Raw genomic sequence first — 17,328 nt, 5'->3', positions numbered from 1 at the left:
ACCACGCGCACCAACGGCGCCGGACTCTGCGAAGCCTGCAACCACACCAAAGAAACCCCCGGCTGGAACGCCCAGCCCCGGCCCGGCCCCAGACACACGATCCAGCTCACCACCCCCACCGGCCACACCTACCAGTCCACGGCCCCGCCCCTGCCGGGCACGCCACTCAGAACGGAAGCTACCGAGCGGCCACGACCAAGACACCGGCTGCGGCATCGCGCCAAAACCCTCAAACGCTCAGGGCTGATCGGCAGCCTGTCGGGGATGACCAACGTGAGGACTGGTGCAGTCCGTGCGTGAACCGGCGATAAGGAGCTCTAGCCTGAAGCCGCATCCTCGCCATACGGGGCGGCCCCGGTGATGACCTCGTTCGAAGCGCTGTGGCACCACTCGGAGAACGAACCGGGGTACAAAGCAGCGGGAAAGCCGGCGATCTCAAGGGCGGCGATTTCGTGGGCCGCCGTCACCCCGGAACCGCAATACACGGCGGTGGGGACCGCTGCACGGTAGCCGAGCCGTTCGAAGCGTTCCCGCAGCTCGGCCGGGGGCAGAAACCGCCCGTCGGGCTGCAGATTCCCGGTGGTGGGGGCACTCACGGCGCCCGGAATATGACCGGCGCGGGGATCCACGGGTTCGACTTCCCCGCGGTACCGCTCCCCCGCCCTGGCATCGAGAAGCAGCCCGCGCCGACCCCAGGAAGCCGCCTGGCCGGCGTCGATCGCTGGCATGGCTCCCCCGGACAGAGTGACAGTCCCCGGTGCAGTCTGCTCGGCTCCTGCTGCCAGATCGAACCCGGCAGCGCGCCAGGCGGCCAAGCCGCCGTCGAGCAGCTGGACGGAACGGAAGCCGGCGTTGCGCAGCATCCACCACAGCCGGGCGGCGGCCATATTGCCGCTGTCGTCGTAGGCCACGACGGCGTCGCCGTCGTTGATGCCCCAGCGGCGCGCGGACTCTTGGAACTGCTGCGGCGTCGGCAACGGATGCCGTCCGCGGCTCGGTTCCGCGGGGCCGGCGAGTTCGGTGGCCAGATCCACGAAGATAGCTCCGGGGATGTGTTCGCGCAGGTAGTGGTCGTGGCCGTGGGGGTCACCCAACGCCCAGCGAACATCCAGGAGCACGGTGCGGTGGCCCGTTTCTCGGGCGCTGTCCAACCGGTCCTTGAGGGCAACTGCATCGATGAGGGTGTCCATGCGCCCACTCTATCTTCGGCGTCCCGTCCCCTTCGGTAGGCTGTAGCGGTGAACACCGCGCACCGACACGACCGGGCCTGGGCCGACGAAGCCGTCCGCCGGATCAATGCCGAGAACAACCGATCTGCCGACACCCACCTGTATTCCGTCCCGCTCCCGGAGCACTGGGGCGTGCAGCTGTACCTGAAAGACGAATCCACCCACCGCACGGGCAGCCTCAAGCACCGGCTGGCGCGTTCGCTGTTCCTGTTCGGCCTCGTCAACGGCTGGATCCGGGAAGGCACCACGATCGTCGAGGCATCCAGCGGCAGCACCGCCGTCTCGGAAGCCTATTTTGCGCAGCTGCTCGGACTGCCCTTCATCGCGGTCATGACCCGGACCACCAGCCGGGAAAAGATCGCCCTGATCGAGCAGTTTGGCGGCTCGTGCCATCTGGTGGACCATGCCTCCGAGGTCTACGACGCCGCCGCCGGCCTCGCCAGCAGCACCGGCGGGCACTACATGGACCAATTCACATACGCCGAACGGGCCACGGACTGGCGCGGGAACAACAACATCGCCGAGTCGATCTTCGGCCAGCTGGCACTGGAGGAGCATCCAGTCCCCCGCTGGGTGGTGGTCGGGGCAGGCACCGGCGGCACCAGCGCCACCATCGGCCGGTACCTGCGCTATCAGCGCCATGAGACGAGACTCGCCGTCGTCGATCCGGAAAATTCCGCGTTCTATCCGGGCTGGCGGGACAGCCAGTCCGACGGCGGGAGCCCCGCCGCCCCCGGCACATCTACTGCCGGGACGGCGACGGGCCTGCCGTCCCGCATCGAGGGCATCGGCCGGCCGCGGATGGAACCGAGTTTTGTGCCGGCCGTGATCGACCACATGATCCAGGTTCCCGACGCCGCGTCCGTGGCGGCCATGCGGCACCTCAGGGAGCACGCAGGGCTTCACGCCGGGCCGTCCACCGGCACCAATCTCTGGGGCGCGTGGCAGCTCATCGCCGGGATGATCGCCGAGGGCCGCCGGGGCAGTGTCGTCACGCTCATGTGCGACGCCGGGGACCGCTATGCCGGGAACTACTACAACGCGGAGTGGCTTGCTGCCCACGACCTGGACCCCGAACCCCACGAGGCCGTGCTGCGCGGCTTCTTCGAGAGCGGTGTGTGGCCGGCCTGAACCGCCGCGGCGCCCGCGGTGGCTAGACCTCCAACGAGCTAAACCTCCACCGAGTCTCCGGCGGAGAGGTGCCGGTACTCGGTGCCGTATTTCGCTCCGATCCGGGTCACATGCCCTTCAATCAGGCCTCGGCCGGTGTCGTTCAGGAGCGCGTCGTGGACCGGGAACGCCAGCGGCGCGCGGACGCCGATCACAAAGTCCACCACTTCGCCCACCTTGTTCCACGGGGCGTGAATGGGGACCAGCAGCGTCCGGACCTCGACGCCGTCGGGAATCGCGAAGGAGTCCCCCGGGTGGTAGACGTTGGCATCCACGAGGTAGCCCACGTTGGCCACGACGGGAATCTGCGGATGGATGAGGGCATGCTGACCCCCGAAGGTCCGGACCGCGAAGCCTGCCGTCTCAAAGTCCTCGCCGACGGCCGCCGTGTGGATGCGGCTCCCAGCGTCGGGAGCCTTGCTGCGGAGCGTGGCGGCCACAGCCTCCGGGGCGAACAGCTCAAGGGCGGCGTTGCCCTGCAGGGCCGCGGCGACGGCGTCGACGTCCACATGGTCCGCGTGCTCGTGCGTAATCAGCACGGCATCCGCCCCGGCCAGCGCCTGATCCGTTTCAGAGAACGTACCCGGGTCGAGCACCAGCACCCGGCCGTCCTTCTCGAGTCGGACACAGGCGTGGGTGAATTTGGTCAGCTTCATCCGGCCAGCCTAGGCAACACCCGTCACGGTGTCCACGGAGCGCTGCCGGCAATGTTGGACGCTGGTAATCTTGAACATTGCCACCATGCCTCAGCGGGTCCCCCCGCGAAACCCCCAATGCGAAGCGAGTTCAACGATGTCCCAGGGCGCCACCGCCGGCAGCAGCCGGATTCCGGCCCCGGCGTCAGCGCCGCGACCCGTCTCGTCAGCGGCACCGACGCAGGGCAAGGAGCAGCGCGTCACCAAGCAGCGTCTCGCCGTCAGTGCCGCCCTGGACGATCTGGCGGACTTCGTCAGCACGCAGGAGCTGCACCGCATTCTCCAGGAGCGCGGGAGCACGGTGTCCCTCGCGACGTCCTACCGCATCTTGCAGTCCCTCGCCGACGACGGGCTGGTGGACGTCCTGCGCAACGCCGACGGCGAAGCCGTGTACCGGCGCTGCGCCGTCACCGGGCACCACCATCACCTGCTGTGCCGCAACTGCGGCAAGGCGGTGGAAGTCGAAGCACCCGCGGTCGAAGCCTGGGCCGCGCGGATCGCGAAAGAGCACGGATTCACGGCGGTGGAGCACACCGTGGAAATCTTCGGGTTGTGCCCCGAGTGCACGGCGTTGCAGGTCGGCGCCTAGCCGGAAGTTACGAGGAGCTTAGGCGGCCGCCGTCGAACTACTCCGCACCACCCGGCCGTTGAGTCCCCGCTTCGCCCGCGCGCCGCCGATCACCCGGCAGGCCACGTAGATCAGGAACGACAGCGTGGTGACGTAGGGGCTGATGGGCAGCCGGCCGCCGAGGGCCAGCAGGATTCCGCCGACGGTCGCCGTCATGGCGAAGACGATGCTCAAGGTGACCACCAGCCGGGGCGAGGACGTGACCCGCATGGCCGCCGCCGCCGGCGTGATCAGCAGGGCCAGCACCAGCAGGGCGCCCACAATCTGGATCGATAATGCCACGCTGATGCCCAGCAGCACCATGAATGCCAGGGACAGGGCCCGCACCGGCACGCCGCGGGCGGTGGCGACGTCGGGGTCCACGCTGGCAAAGGTCAGGGGCCGCCAGATGGCGACCAGCGCCAGCATCACCACGACGGCGGCGGCCGCCAGGACCTGCAGCTGGACCGTTCCGACAGACACAATCTGCCCTGTGAGCAGGCCGAACTTGTTAGCGGCCCTGCCCTCATACAGGGACAGGAACAAGATGCCCAGTCCCAGACCGAACGGCATGATGACGCCGATGATCGAGTTCTTGTCCCGCGCACGGACGCCCATGAGGCCCAGCACCACGGCCGCCAGCACCGATCCTGCCAGCGAGCCGAGAATGATGTCCGCGCCGATCAGCAGCGCGAACGCCGCACCGGCAAAGGAGAGTTCGGAGATGCCGTGGACCGCGAAGGCCAGGTCCCGTTTCATCACGAAGGTGCCCATGAGGCCGCCCAGCAGCCCGAGGACGGCGCCGGCCCAGATTGAGTTCTGCACCAGGACCAGCAGCTCGCCGTAGTTTTCGAAGTTGAAGATTGAATGCAGCAGGTTGCCCAGATCCATCTAGCCCACCTCTCCCGCGACTGAATGCGCATCGTGGTGGTGGTGCGTCGTGGCATCGGGCAGCCCCACCACGATCAGCCGGCCGTTGGCCTGAATGACTTCTACCGGGCTGCCATATAGATCGGAGAGCACCTCGGTGGTCATGACCTCGGCAGGAGTGCCTACCCGGAACCGTCCGCCGGCCAGGTACAGGACGCGGTCCACGTAGTCCATGATCGGGTTGATCTCGTGCGTCACGAACACTACGGCGCTGTCGGCATCGCGGCATTGCTTGTTGATCAAGGCGCTCACGGCCTGTTGGTGCTGAAGATCCAGGGACAGCAGCGGCTCGTCGCACAAGAGGACCTTGGGATCCGTGGCGAGGGCCTGGGCCACGCGCAGGCGCTGCTGCTCACCGCCGGACAGCTGCCCGACCGGCACTTTGGCGTAGTCGCTGGCGCCGACGAGCTCCAGGAGTTCGTCCACCTTCCGGTTCACTTTCGCGCCGCCAAGGCGGATGCCCCAGTGGTGACCGTCGACGCCGAGGGCCACGAGGTCGCGGGCGCGCAGCGGCGTGTCGGGGTCGAAGGATTTCTGCTGCGGCACATAGCCGATCCGGCGGCTTCCCCGTTCGACGGGCCGGCCGTCAAGCACGGCCGTGCCCGTGCTCAGCTCCTGCAGCCCGAGCAGGACCTTGAGGAGGGTGGTCTTGCCGCTGCCGTTGGGGCCGAGTACGGCGAAGAATTCACCCGGGTTGATGTCCAGGTCCAGGTCCTCCCACAGTGTCCGCTGGCCGAACGACAGGGAGGCGCCGCGGAGGCTCACTACCGGTGTCAAATGAGGTTTCCTCGATTTCCCTGCGGAGACAGACGCATCCGTTGTTGCGATCATCCTAGGGCCTTGCTGATGCTCGCCACATTTGCGGTCATCCATTGCACGAAGGTCTGGCCCTCGGGAAGGGTTTCGCTGAAGTTCACGACCGGGACGCCGGCGGACGTGGCGGCCTTCTTCAGCGCCAGCGTCTGCGGCCCCTCGGTCTGCGTATTGTAGGCCAGCAGCCGGACGCTCCCCGATCCCACGAGATCGACGGCGGACTTGAGGACGGCCGGCGGGACATCGGCGCCTTCCTCGATCGCCGCTGTGTACTCGGCCGGGGTCTTGTTCTCGAGTCCTGCATCTTCCAGCAGGTACAACGGCACCGGCTCGGTGACGGCCACGGGCACGTGATTTTTCGCGGACTTCATCGCGGCGAGCTTTGCTTCCAGGCCGCCGAGCGAGTCCTTGAATGCGGCCGCGTTGGTCCGGAACGTCGCCGCCGAGGCAGGTTCCAGCGTGCCGAGTTTGTCCGCAACGGCGTCCGTGAGGCGGGACATGGCCGGCAGGCTGTACCAGACGTGCTCGTTCAGCCCGGTGGCCGCATGGGTGTGGCCGGAGGCGTCGGGGCTCGCCGCTGCCGGGCTTTGCGAGGCAAGGCCGGAGACGTCCACGGCGCTGATCATATTGCCGCGGTCCAGCCCGGTGTCCGTTGCGAGCGTGTCGATGAAGGAGTCGTAGCCCCCGCCGTTCTCCACCACGAGTTCGGCCTTGGAGACTGCCAGTTTGTCCTGGGTGGTGGCCTCGTAGGAGTGCGGGTCCTGGCTGGTGCGGCTGATGATCGAGCTGACCCGGACCTTGTCGCCGCCGATGCTGGAGACGATGTCGCCATAGACACTCGTGGAGGCGACGACGTCGACGACGCCGTCGCCGGCGGTCCCCCGGGCGCTTCCCGCCGTCGGAGCGCACGCGGTCAGCAGGAGGCCCAGGCCGGCAAAACCAGCCAGCACGGCTCGGGCAGCGGGACGGCGCACGGGAAACCTCGGATCTGTTATTGAGAATCAGGAGCAATAGCAACAGCCCGAGTGTATCCCTAAATAGGAATCATTCCTATTTAGGGATACCCGGCACGGCACCGTGCCGCCCATCCGCTACTGGCAATGCGCTACTGCTCTTGGCCCAGCCTCCGGTAGCCGGTGGCCTGCGTCGCGTCGCGGATCTCACCCACCAGCTGCTCGATCACGTCTTCCAGGAACAGCACGCCCTGGGTCAGCCCGTCGGGCCCGATCACGCGGGCCAGGTGCGAGCCCGTGCGCTGCATGACGGACATGGCCTTCTCGATTTCGTCGTCCATGGCGAGGTTCGCCAGCGACCGGATGCGGCTTTCCGCAATCGCCTGGTGGTACCCGGCGTCGGGGATGGACAGCACGTCCTTGATGTGGAGGTACCCGGACAGCATGCCGTCGTCGTCGAGCATCGGGAAGCGCGAAAAACCGGTCCGGCTGACTGCTTTTTCGAATTCCGCCGGCGTGGTGGCCGCTTTGAGCATAACGAGCTTGTGCAGCGGGACCATCACGTGGGACGCCGTGTGTTCCGAGAACTCCAGCGCTCCGGTGATGAGCCCGGCGTCGTCGTCCACGAGCCCGTGGCGGGTGGATTCCTGAACGATCGACTGGACTTCTTCAAGGGTGAAGGAGGACGTGACCTCATCCTTCGGCTCAATCCGCATCAGCTTCAGGATGTGGTTGGCGGACCAGTTGAGGGCCGCAATGATCGGCTTCACCACGCGGGCAATGAACATCAGCGGCGGAGCCAGCAGCAGCGCCGCCTTGTCCGCGACGGACACCGAGATGTTCTTCGGCACCATTTCGCCAAACGTGACGTGCAGGAACGTCACCACCAGCAGGGCGACGGCGAAGGCCACGAGGTCCGCAGCCTCCATCGGGATGCCCGCCGCTTCCAGCGGCACGGCCAGGAGGTGGTGGATCGCGGGTTCGGCCACCTGCAGGATCAGCAGCGAGCAGACGGTGATGCCGAGCTGGGCGCACGCGAGCATGAGGGAGACGTTTTCCATGGCCCGCAGGGTGGTCTGCGCGCGCTTCGAACCGGCCTCGGCCAGCGGCTCGATCTGGCTCCGGCGGGCGGACATGATGGCGAATTCAGCTGCCACGAAGAAGGCGTTGCCGACCAGCAGGACGGCAAGCCACAGGATTCCTGCCCAGTCGCTCATGCGGCACCTGCCTGGCTGGCGGGCTGGCCGCCGCCCGGGACCCGGGCGGGCCGGAAGCAGATCCGGTCGATCCGGCGGCCGTCCATGCGGGTCACGCTGAGCGTTCCGCCGACGACGTCGACTGTGTCGCCGACTGCCGCGATGCGGCCAAGCTGGCTCATGACGTAGCCTCCCACCGTTTCGTAGGCAGCCTCGTCGGGCACGGTCAGGCCCGGGATCTGTTCGGAGAGTTCATCGGGCCGGAGCAGTCCGGGGAAGTACCAGTCGCCCGAGGCGCTCTGGAGCAGCCCCGGCCGGACTTTGTCATGTTCATCGGCCACTTCCCCGACGATTTCCTCCACGAGGTCCTCCAGCGTGGCGACGCCGGCCGTTCCGCCGTACTCGTCGAGGACGACGGCCAGTTGCAGGTTGCCCTCACGCAGTTCGGCGAGGAGGGCATCCAGGTGGATGGTTTCGGGCACCCGGAGAACATCGGTCATGATGGCGCCGGCCTGAAGTTTAGCGCGGCGGTCCGCGGGAACGGCGATGGCCTTCTTGATATGGACCACGCCGCGGATGTCATCGGAGGACTCGCCGATCACCGGGAAACGCGAGTAGCCGGTGCGCTTGGCAGCCTCGACGATGTCCGACACCGGCTGATCGGCGTCGATGGTCTCCACCCGGATGCGGGGGGTCATGACGTCCGCGGCGGTCCGGCCGGAGAACTTCAGGGTCCGGGCGATGAAGTTGGCCGTTCCGGCGTCGAGCGTGCCCATGGCCGCGGAGCGGCGGACGAGGGAGGCGAGTTCTGCCGGGGTGCGCGCGCCGGAGATTTCCTCCTTGGCCTCCAGGCCGAAGACGTTGAGGACCTTGTTGGAGAATCCGTTCAGGACCACGATTGCGGGCTTGAAAATCGCGGTGAACACCAACTGGGGCCGGGCAACGGCCTTGCCGATCGGGAAGGACAATGCGATCGCCATGTTCTTGGGCACCAGTTCGCCGATCACCATGGAGAGCAGGGTGGCCAGCGCCATCGCCAGGATCAGGGAGACGGAGGCGACCGCCGCTGCCGGGACTCCGAGGGCCGCGAGCGGGCCTTCGAGCAGCTTGCCGACGGACGGTTCCATGACGTAGCCGGTCAGCAGAGTGGTCATCGTGATGCCGAGCTGGCAGCTGGAGAGCTGGGTGGAGAGGGACTTGAGGCATTTGAGCAGAGGCTCGGCGGCGGCGTCTCCGCCGTCGACGGCGCGCTGCACTGTCGTCTGATCAAGGGCGACCAGGGAAAATTCCACGGCAACGAAGAAACCGGTGCCGAGGATGAGCAGGAGCCCTGCTACGAGGAGAAGCCATTCCATTTAATGGCTCGCTTCCGGAGCGGCGGCGCACAGCCGGTGCCGTTGCGGGGTGCGGAGCGGCTGGAGTCGACGGGCCGGCGGAGGATGGTCGGCGGCAGCCGACCCTGTGTCCTGGAAGGCTCCGGAGTGGCGAATGGCCGGAGAGTGATGGGCGCGTGAACGGGGTTTGCCGGCTCTGCGGGTGGACTGCGCGGGAACGGTTTCCGTTCTTCGCTGACAGCCCCCAGGCCGGCACCTAGATTTACTGTCCATAAGAATTTCAGTCTACAGGAGCAGCCGCCGCCAGCCCCCGAGCTGCGGCGTCACGGGGGGCGCCACGGGGGGCGTCACCCCGCGGCGTTCGCCCACCGGGCCTACCAGCCGGGCTTACCAGCTTTGCGGGACGGGGCGGCCTTCCTCGTACCCGGCCGCGGACTGAATGCCGGCCACGGCACGTTCGCGGAAAGCGGCGAGGTCGGGGGCGCCGGCGTAGCTCATGGAGCTGCGCAGGCCGGCAGTGATCATGTCCAGCAGGTCCTCGACGCCGGGCCGCGCCGGATCCACGTACATCCGGGACGTGGAGATGCCCTCCTCGAAGAGGGCCTTGCGGTCCTTCTCAAAGGCGCCCTCGCGCTGGTTGCGGTTCTGCACGGCGCGGGCGGACGCCATGCCGAAGCTCTCCTTGTACTGCCGGCCGCCCGCGTCCAGCTGCAGGTCTCCCGGGCTTTCGTGAGTGCCGGCAAACCAGGACCCGATCATGACCTGGCTCGCCCCGGCGGCCAGGGCCAGGGCGACGTCGCGCGGGTAGCGGACACCGCCGTCGGCCCACACCCGGCCGCCGGCGTCCCGCGCCGCCGCGGAGCATTCCAGGACGGCGCTGAACTGCGGGCGGCCCACGGCCGTCATCATGCGGGTGGTGCACATGGCGCCCGGGCCCACGCCGACCTTGACGATGTCCGCTCCGGCCTCGATGAGTTCCCGGGTGGCCTCGCCGGTGACCACGTTGCCGGCCACCACGGGCACGCCGGGGTTGAGTCCCTTCACGGCGGCCAGGGCGTCGAACATTTTCTGCTGGTGGCCATGCGCGGTGTCGAGGACCAGCACGTTGGCGCCGGCAGCCAGGAGTTCGGCCGCCCGCCCGGCCACGTCACCGTTAATCCCGACGGCGGCAGCCACCTTGAGTTTGCCGTCCTCGTCCAGGGACGGGCGGTAGATGGTGGAGCGAAGGGCGCCCTTGCGGGTGAGCACACCGGCCAGGACACCGTCCTGCTGCACCGGCGCATAGTCCGTCCCGGCGGCGTCCATCGCCTCAAAGGCCCGGCGGAGCGACTGGGCAGCACCGGCAGCATCCGCGGCCGGCCCGCCCGTCAGCGTTCCGGCACCGAGCATCCCGGCATCCAGCACGAGCGGCTGGTGGCGCAGGACGGAGGCCAACGACGCGAAACGATCCTGGCCCTCGCAGTCGGCGGCACGGACCACTCCGGTGACGGCGCCCGCCGCGTCCACCACCACCACGGCCCCGTGCGGCCGCTTGCCCATCAAGTGCAGGGCATCGATCACGGTGTCCGTGGGCGCCAGGGTGACGGGGGTCTCGAGGACCGGGTGGCGGCCCTTGATCCAGGCTGCAACGTCCCGGATGACATCGAGCGGGACGTCCTGCGGCAGGACGCCCAGGCCGCCGCGGCGGGCCATCGTCTCGGCCATCCGCTTTCCCGTCACCGCCGTCATATTCGCCGCCACCAGCGGAATTGCCGAGCCGGTCCCGTCGTCGGCCGCGAGGTCCACGTCCAGGCGCGAGGTGACATCGGAACGGGACGGCACGAGGAAGAGGTCGGAGTAGGTCAGATCGGTGGTGGGCTCATTCAGGAAACGCACGGCTGCTCCTTAGCTGGCACCTTCGGCACCAAACGGTTCTCCCTCGATTCTAGGGCGATTTCCGGTGCGACAGCCGCTGCATCCTCGCCGGTTCCGCACGAGATCTTCACGCCAATTCAGTGGCCGCCGAGGGAGATCATGATTTGAGTCACGCTTATTGGCGGTTTGGCAAGAATCGTCACTAGACTGGCATGGGTCTGGGTTCACTGGACGCAGAGACTGGCTCGATCGTTGTGCCGAAGCACCGTGGAAGCCAGAGGGAATCAAACTCATGGAAGAGGCGTATTTCAAGTGCCAGAGCAGCCTAGCCACCGTCTACCAGAGGAATTTGGCGGAAACGAGTGGCTCGTTGACGAACTGTACGAGCGTTACCAGCAGGACAAGAACACGGTCGACGCCAAGTGGTGGCCCCTGTTCGAATCCTTTGCAGCTAGTGACGCCTCTTCCGCCAACGGAACGTCCGGCACAGCAGTCGCTGTGCATCCTGCCACCCGTGAACTTCCCGTTGTAGCGCCTCCTGCCGCAGCGCCGGCAGCGGCTGCGCCCGCCGCACCTGCGCCCGCCACCCCCGCAGCCCCCGCTCCGGCCCCCGCAGCCAAGAAAGCCCCGGCCACCGTCGCCCGGGACGGCTCCAAGTCCTCCGATGCCGGCCCCGGCACCGCACCGATCCCGGCGCAGCTGCCCAAGAACGTCAAAGCCCCGACGGCGCCGGAAGAGGACGTCGTCTCCGTCCTGCGCGGCCCGGCCAAGGCCATCGCGTCGAACATGGTCACCAGCCTGGAAGTGCCGACCGCCACGAGCGTCCGCGCCATCCCGGCCAAGCTGCTGATCGACAACCGCGTGGTCATCAACTCCAACCTGGCCCGCGCCCGCGGCGGCAAGGTCTCCTTCACGCACCTGATCGGCTACGCCGTCATCCGCGCCCTGTCCCAGTTCCCGTCGATGAACGTCTACTACGACGAGATCGACGGCAAGCCGGTGGCTGTCCAGCCGGCGCACGTGAACTTCGGCATCGCGATCGACATGCCCAAGCCTGACGGCACCCGCCTGCTCATGGTGCCGAACATCAAGAAGGCGGAGACCCTCAACTTCTCCGAGTTCTGGCACACCTACGAGGACCTGATCAAGCGCGCCCGCAACGGCAAGCTGACCGCGGACGACCACTCCGGCACCACCGTGTCCCTGACCAACCCCGGCGGCATCGGCACCGTGCACTCGGTGCCCCGCCTGTCCAAGGGCCAGGCCGCAATCATCGGCGTCGGCGCGCTGGACTACCCGGCCGAGTTCCAGGGCGCCAGCGAGAAGATCATCGCGCAGAACGCGATCAGCAAGGTCCTCACCCTGACCTCCACCTATGACCACCGCGTCATCCAGGGTGCCGGCAGCGGCGAGTTCCTCAAGCTTGTGCACCAGCTCCTGCTGGGTGCGCAGAACTTCTACGACGAAATCTTCGAGTCCCTGCGCATCCCGTACGAGCCCGTGCGCTGGAGCCCGGACCTGCAGGTGGACCCTGCCGACGAGATCAACAAGGTCGCCCGGATCCAGCAGCTGATCCACGCCTACCGCGTGCGCGGCCATCTCATGGCGGACACCGATCCGCTTGAGTACGTCCAGCGCAAGCACCCGGACCTCGACGTCCTGACCTACGGCCTGACCCTGTGGGACCTGGACCGCGAATGGCCCACCGGCGGCTTCGGCGGCAAGCCGATGCTGAAGTTCCGCGACATCCTCGGCGTCCTCCGCGACGCTTACTGCCGCACCGCCGGCATCGAGTACATGCACATCCAGGACCCGGCCGAGCGCAAATGGTTCCAGGACCAGATCGAGCACCCGTACTCGAAGCCGAGCCGCGACGAGCAGCTGCGCATCGTCTCCAAGCTCAACGCCGCCGAGGCCTTTGAGACGTTCCTGCAGACGAAGTTCGTCGGCCAGAAGCGCTTCTCGCTGGAAGGCGGCGAGTCCCTGATTCCGCTGCTGGACGCCATCATCTCCGACGCCGCCGACGACGAACTCGACGAAGTGGCGATCGGCATGGCCCACCGCGGCCGGCTCAACGTGCTCACCAACATCGCCGGCAAGACCTACGCCCAGGTCTTCCGTGAATTCGAAGGCACCCAGGACCCCCGCTCGGTCCAGGGCTCCGGGGACGTGAAGTACCACCTCGGCACCGAGGGCACCTTCACCTCGGACAACGGCAAGGAGACCAAGGTCTACCTCGCCGCGAACCCCTCGCACCTCGAGGCCGTCGACTCGGTCCTTGAAGGCATCGTCCGTGCCAAGCAGGACCGCCTGGACCAGGGCGAGGCATTCCCCGTGCTCCCGATCATGGTCCACGGTGACGCCGCTTTCGCCGGCCAGGGCGTGGTGGCCGAAACCCTGAACCTCTCCCAGCTGCGCGGCTACCGCACCGGCGGCACCATCCACATCGTGGTCAACAACCAGGTCGGCTTCACTACCGCCCCGTCGTCCTCACGGTCCTCCACCTACTCCACGGACGTCGCCAAGATGATCCAGGCGCCGGTGTTCCACGTGAACGGCGATGACCCCGAAGCCGTGGTCCGCATCGGCCAGCTCGCCTACGAGTTCCGCCAGCGCTTCCACAAGGACGTTGTCATCGACATGGTGTGCTACCGCCGCCGCGGCCACAACGAGGGCGACGACCCCTCGATGACCCAGCCGCTGATGTACAACCTGATCGAAGCCAAGCGTTCGGTCCGCAAGCTGTACACCGAATCGCTGATCGGCCGCGGTGACATCACCGAGGAAGAAGCCGAGCAGCTGCTGCGCGACTACCAGGAACGCCTGGAACGCGTCTTCGCAGAGACCCACGCCGCCCAGACGTCCCCGATCCCGATCATCACGGCCGATTCCGCCGCGGTGTCCGATCTCGAACGCCCCATGGCCCAGCAGTCCGATTCCGGCGTGAGCACCCCGACGTCCACCGCAATCTCCGCGCATACCCTGGCCCGCATCGGCAAGGCCCACACCGAGATCCCGGAGGGCTTCACCGTCCACGCCAAGCTCAAGCAGCTGCTGGAGAAGCGGGAAGCCATGTCCCGTGAAGGCGGCATCGACTGGGGCTTCGGCGAGCTCGCCGCGTTCGGCTCGCTCATCATGGAAGGCGTCCCGGTCCGGCTCGCCGGCCAGGACTCGCGCCGCGGCACCTTCGTGCAGCGTCACGCCGTGTTCCACGACCGCGCCAACGGCGACGAGTGGCTGCCCCTGGCCCACCTGTCCGAGGACCAGGCCAAGCTGTGGATCTACGACTCCCTGCTCTCGGAATACGCCGCCATGGGCTTCGAATACGGCTACTCCGTGGAGCGCCCGGACGCCCTGGTGCTGTGGGAGGCGCAGTTCGGTGACTTCGTCAACGGCGCGCAGACCATCATCGATGAGTTCATCTCCTCCGCCGAGCAGAAGTGGGGCCAGAGGTCCTCGCTCGTGCTCATGCTGCCGCACGGCTACGAGGGCCAGGGCCCGGACCACTCCTCCGCCCGGATCGAGCGTTTCCTGCAGATGTGTGCCGAAGAGAACATGATCGTGGCCAACCCCACGACGTCGGCCTCGCACTTCCACCTGCTGCGCCGCCAGGCGTACAGCAGGCCCCGCAAGCCGCTGATCATCTTCACGCCGAAGCAGCTGCTGCGCCTCAAGGCGGCGGCGTCCTCCGTGGAGGACTTCACCACCGGCTCGTTCCGTCCGGTCATCCCCGAGCACGAGCAGCTGCAGGCGGACGCCGTCGAACGCGTCCTGCTGGTCTCCGGACGCCTGTACTACGATCTGCTGTCCACCCGGCAGAAGACCGAGAACAAGACCACGGCAATCGTGCGCGTCGAGCAGCTTTACCCGCTGCCGGCCGCCGAGATCGCCACGGAGCTGGCCAAGTACCCCAACGCCGAAGTGGTCTGGGCCCAGGACGAACCCGCGAACCAGGGTCCGTGGCCGTTCATCGGCCTGAACCTGCCGGACGCCCTGGACCGCCGGGTCCGCCTCATTTCGCGCCCCGCCTCGGCTTCCACCGCCGCAGGGTCGATGAAGCGCCACGCGGCCGAGCAGGACACCCTGCTCAAGCAGGCATTCGCGCGTAAATAGCGTCATTGCTGCCCGGCCGGAGACTGAAACACAACACTCCGGCCGGGCAGCTCTGTTTAATGGACTGTTAGTGGTCAGCTTGATGGACAGCGTTGAAGTGAAGAGGTAGTCGTGGAAGATCGGAAGCTGCGGATCGCAGCCGTTGGGGACGAGCTGTTGGCCGGGCTCGGTGATCCGCGGGCTCTGGGCTGGTTGGGCCGGGTGCTGGCCCGGACCCCGCAGGACAGCGTCGCCCTGGAATGCTACCCCCTACCGTGCCCGGAAGAGGGCACCGAGGGAATTGCCGCGCGCTGGCTCGAGGAGGCGGGCCGCCGCTTCGGCAACCACCACGAAAACCGCCTGGTGATCGGCTTGTCCGGGCGCGACATCGAATTCGGCCTGTCCACAGCCCGCAGCCGGCTGAACCTCGCCAACATCCTGGACTCCGCCTCGCAGAACAAGATCGAGGTCTTCGTCGTGGGGCCGCCGCCCACCCTCGACCCCGCGCAGAACCGCCGGCTCGGTGAACTCAACACAGCGTTCGCCGACGTCACCACGCGCCGCAAGCACCTCTACGTGGACACCTTCTCGCCGCTCCTGAACCACGAACAATGGCGCCAGGACCTCGCAGCCAACGGCGGCACGCCCGGCCAGGCCGGCTACGGCCTCATGGCGTGGCTGGTGCTGCACCGCGGCTGGTTCCAGTGGCTCGGCATCGAGGCGCCGGAGTAGCCCGGCCAGCCCGCAGCCGTCCGGCCCTCCCGGAAACTTCGCGATATATCTTGACCGACCGGAAAGCGCGATATATCGTGACTTCATAGTCGCGATATATCGTTAATTGTCCAGCCGCTTTTCGCATTTTCCGGAGGAACCATGTCAGAGAACACGTGGACCGTGACAGGCCCGCAGACCATCGACGTCGACGGCGTCCGCTCGCTCAAGCTCGGCATCGTCCGCGGCCGCTTCGATATCGTCACCCATGACGAAGACGTGGCCAGGATCGAAGTCTCCGAAATCACCGGCGATCCGCTCACCATCTCCATCATCGACGGCCGCTTGGAAGTCCGCCACCAGCTCCACGGACCGCAGGGCTGGTTCAAAAACCTCATGGGGACCGTCAACAACCACAGCAGCAACTCGGTGGTCATCAGCATCGCCCTGCCCGCCGGCGTCGAGGTGGAGGCCGGAACGGTCAGCGGCGACGGCATGGTCTCCGGGACCAGCGGCCACGCCCGGCTCAACACGGTCTCGGGGTCCGTGCTGGCCGACGGCACGTCCGGGGACCTGTCCGTCAATACGGTCAGCGGCGAAGTAATCGCCCGCAACCACCGCGGCGTCCTGACTGCCAAGAGCGTGTCCGGCGAGGTAACGGCCTCAGGCCATTTCAGCCACATCCGCGCGAATACCGTCAGCGGCGACCTGAGCTTCGACCTCCACGGTTTCACCCAGGATTTCGGCGCCAATTCGGTCTCCGGTGACGTCACTATCCGGCTGCCGCACGACGTCGGCGTGGACATCATCGCCAAATCCGCCAGCGGGGCCGTGGTCATTAACGACCTGAGGTATTCCCAGCCCAACGGCACGGTGCAGACCATTGCGGGCCCGGACGCCAAGCTGATGCTGGTCCGGACCAACTCGGTCTCGGGAAAGACATCGATTTTCCACGGCCACCCCTCCGCGGACACCGAACCGGTGCTCTGATGCCTCCGGTCTTCGCCCACGGGGCACTGCGGCTGTACCTGCTCGCCCTGCTCGAATCAGGACCCAAGCACGGCTACGAGCTCATCAAGGCCCTCAGCGAGCGGTTCGGCGGCACCTACTCCCCCAGCGCCGGGACCATCTACCCGCGCCTGGGCAAGCTCGAGGAGGAAGGGCTTGTGGCAACCCACACGGAAGGCCGCCGCACCAACTACAGCATCACGCCGGCGGGACTCACGGAGCTGAACAACCGCCGGGACGAGCTCGCCGGCGTCGAAAACGACATCTCGGCCTCGGTCCGCCGACTCGCCGACAACCTGCGCCAGGACATCCGCGTCAACATGCGCGGCCTCCGGGCCGATCTCGCGGCAACGGCGGAGGCGGCGCGCACCTCGGCCCGTGCCGCGGGGACGGCGGCCGGGACGGGCTCTGCCGGCGTCGCGGGCACGCGGTACTCCCCGGAGGGGGAGCGGCGGCTGAAGGAGGCCGAACTGCTCGTCCAGGCCTTCCGCGACGACATGCGGGTGGAACTGCGGCGCCACGCCGGGAGCCGCCCCGTCACCGCCGTCACGCTCGAAACCGTCAGGACAGTGCTGGACCAGGCCCGGATCTCGATCCGTAACTCACTCGAGGACTGAGCTCGGTCGCTGAGGTCGCCGTGCGGGGCCGCCGGTTCGCGGCGGGTGCCGTGATGTGGGAGACTTGAGGGCAGCTCTTTTGAGTACCAAGATTAAGGAGGCCAGCTATGAGCAAACGT

General features: G+C 67.4%; 14 protein-coding genes and 1 pseudogene. 7 read left to right on the top strand and 8 right to left on the bottom strand.

The window, feature by feature from the left end; all coding sequences use genetic code 11:
* Window positions 1-300: pseudogene (locus BLR03_RS24680) on the top strand (hypothetical protein); the annotation flags it as partial.
* Window positions 301-317: 17 nt separating this feature from the next.
* Here the strand turns inward: BLR03_RS24680 and BLR03_RS03405 are convergent.
* Window positions 318-1,190, bottom strand: coding sequence for a sulfurtransferase (locus tag BLR03_RS03405; RefSeq protein ID WP_091249391.1), 873 nt, complete (start codon window positions 1,188-1,190; stop codon window positions 318-320).
* 48 nt (window positions 1,191-1,238) lie between these two features.
* Between BLR03_RS03405 and BLR03_RS03400 the strand changes: the two genes are divergently transcribed.
* Entirely contained in the window at window positions 1,239-2,360 is a 1,122-nt protein-coding gene (locus BLR03_RS03400; RefSeq protein ID WP_091249388.1) for a PLP-dependent cysteine synthase family protein, read from the top strand.
* Between the two features lie 38 nt (window positions 2,361-2,398).
* Here the strand turns inward: BLR03_RS03400 and BLR03_RS03395 are convergent, their stop codons facing one another.
* Window positions 2,399-3,055, bottom strand: a complete 657-nt coding sequence (locus BLR03_RS03395; RefSeq protein WP_091249387.1) for an MBL fold metallo-hydrolase — start codon at window positions 3,053-3,055, stop codon at window positions 2,399-2,401.
* Between the two features lie 136 nt (window positions 3,056-3,191).
* Here BLR03_RS03395 and BLR03_RS03390 point away from each other — a divergent pair, with 136 nt between their 5' ends.
* The gene (locus BLR03_RS03390; RefSeq protein WP_091249385.1) at window positions 3,192-3,683 is read left to right on the top strand and encodes a Fur family transcriptional regulator; all 492 of its coding nucleotides are present in this window, start codon (window positions 3,192-3,194) and stop codon (window positions 3,681-3,683) included.
* An 18-nt stretch (window positions 3,684-3,701) separates the two neighbouring features.
* On the opposite strand, the gene BLR03_RS03385 is transcribed toward BLR03_RS03390, so the two are convergent.
* The 6 genes from BLR03_RS03385 to BLR03_RS03360 form a co-directional block, all read right to left on the bottom strand.
* A complete protein-coding gene (locus tag BLR03_RS03385) occupies window positions 3,702-4,592 on the bottom strand; it encodes a metal ABC transporter permease (RefSeq protein ID WP_091249383.1) in 891 nt (296 codons plus the stop codon).
* Entirely contained in the window at window positions 4,593-5,408 is an 816-nt protein-coding gene (locus BLR03_RS03380; protein ID WP_091249381.1) for a metal ABC transporter ATP-binding protein, read from the bottom strand.
* A 50-nt stretch (window positions 5,409-5,458) separates the two neighbouring features.
* Complete coding sequence (locus BLR03_RS03375; protein ID WP_175460392.1) at window positions 5,459-6,418, bottom strand: metal ABC transporter solute-binding protein, Zn/Mn family; 960 nt, start codon at window positions 6,416-6,418, stop codon at window positions 5,459-5,461.
* A gap of 131 nt (window positions 6,419-6,549) precedes the next feature.
* On the bottom strand, window positions 6,550-7,614 hold the full coding sequence (locus BLR03_RS03370) for a hemolysin family protein (RefSeq protein WP_091249377.1): 1,065 nt from the start codon (window positions 7,612-7,614) through the stop codon (window positions 6,550-6,552).
* Window positions 7,611-8,948: a hemolysin family protein gene (locus tag BLR03_RS03365; RefSeq protein WP_091249374.1), complete on the bottom strand. Its 1,338-nt coding sequence runs from the start codon at window positions 8,946-8,948 to the stop codon at window positions 7,611-7,613. The genes BLR03_RS03370 and BLR03_RS03365 overlap by 4 nt, the downstream gene beginning before the upstream one ends.
* A gap of 366 nt (window positions 8,949-9,314) precedes the next feature.
* Window positions 9,315-10,802, bottom strand: coding sequence for a GMP reductase (locus tag BLR03_RS03360; RefSeq protein ID WP_091249372.1), 1,488 nt, complete (start codon window positions 10,800-10,802; stop codon window positions 9,315-9,317).
* Between the two features lie 291 nt (window positions 10,803-11,093).
* On the opposite strand from BLR03_RS03360, the gene BLR03_RS03355 reads away from it, so the two are divergent.
* The 4 genes from BLR03_RS03355 (at window position 11,094) to BLR03_RS03340 (ending at window position 17,209) form a co-directional block, all read left to right on the top strand.
* Window positions 11,094-14,894 (top strand): multifunctional oxoglutarate decarboxylase/oxoglutarate dehydrogenase thiamine pyrophosphate-binding subunit/dihydrolipoyllysine-residue succinyltransferase subunit, encoded by a 3,801-nt coding sequence (locus BLR03_RS03355; RefSeq protein WP_091249370.1) that lies wholly within the window; start codon window positions 11,094-11,096, stop codon window positions 14,892-14,894.
* Between the two features lie 111 nt (window positions 14,895-15,005).
* Window positions 15,006-15,605, top strand: a complete 600-nt coding sequence (locus tag BLR03_RS03350; RefSeq protein WP_091249367.1) for a GDSL-type esterase/lipase family protein — start codon at window positions 15,006-15,008, stop codon at window positions 15,603-15,605.
* Window positions 15,606-15,746: 141 nt separating this feature from the next.
* Entirely contained in the window at window positions 15,747-16,574 is an 828-nt protein-coding gene (locus BLR03_RS03345) for a DUF4097 family beta strand repeat-containing protein (protein WP_091249365.1), read from the top strand.
* Complete coding sequence (locus BLR03_RS03340) at window positions 16,574-17,209, top strand: PadR family transcriptional regulator (protein WP_091249363.1); 636 nt, start codon at window positions 16,574-16,576, stop codon at window positions 17,207-17,209. The genes BLR03_RS03345 and BLR03_RS03340 overlap by 1 nt, the downstream gene beginning before the upstream one ends.
* The last annotated feature ends 119 nt before the right edge of the window (window positions 17,210-17,328 follow it).

The organism is Arthrobacter sp. ok909, assembly GCF_900104405.1.
Classification (GTDB): Bacteria; Actinomycetota; Actinomycetes; order Actinomycetales; family Micrococcaceae; genus Arthrobacter; species Arthrobacter humicola.
Note: the sequence above shows the minus strand (reverse complement) of the source record. Positions and strands in the feature narration are given on the sequence as shown.